Origin of the sequence: Hyphomonas sp. GM-8P (assembly GCF_003263315.1) — a bacterium.
Taxonomy (GTDB): domain Bacteria; phylum Pseudomonadota; class Alphaproteobacteria; order Caulobacterales; family Hyphomonadaceae; genus Hyphomonas.
Genome location: NZ_AWFE01000030.1, coordinates 1 through 563 on the forward strand (window position 1 = coordinate 1; position 563 = coordinate 563).

The following is a 563-nucleotide window of genomic DNA, read 5'->3' on the forward strand; positions in this document are numbered from 1 at the left end:
GCAGCGTGATGATCCAGGCGAGGAACAGGACAGCGATGATGACGATGTTCTGGAAGAAGGCGATCGGACCGGTCAGCTTTTCGATCTCGTCGAGCAGGGGCAGAGCCGCATCGAACCCGGTGGCCGCGACAAATCCCGGCTTCATGATGTCCTCGGCGGTAATCGTGCCGCCAGTGGCATTGAGCCCCAGCTGTGCAAAGCTCGTGAACACCACGTCCGACAGGAGCGCAAAATTGCCGAGGATCAGCGCGAAGGCGCCGACATAAAGGACCTTCTTCAGGAACCGGCCGACAATATCCGTGTCCGGCCCCATGGCCCAGAAAAGTCCGGCGAGCGTGATGTCGATCGCGATGAGGGCGGAGGTCAGGAACGCGACATCCGGCTGCAGGAGACCGAACCCGCTGTCGATATAGGCGGAGAAGGTCGCAACAAACTGGTCGATGACGCCAAGATCTTCCATGGCGCTAGTTCCGCCTGTAGGCGACGCCGTCGCCGCGGAAGCGCTTGTGACGGATGCGGGCCTGTTCCTCGATGGCGGCCCGGCGCGATTCTTCGAGCGCCAC

General features: G+C 62.0%; 1 protein-coding gene. It reads right to left on the bottom strand.

All coding sequences use genetic code 11. The features are described 5' to 3' along the window. Positions 1–460, bottom strand: a 460-nt coding sequence (locus HY26_RS02915) for a type IV secretion system protein (protein ID WP_199288533.1), incomplete at its 3' end; no start/stop codon positions are given. Between the last annotated feature and the right edge of the window lie 103 nt (positions 461–563).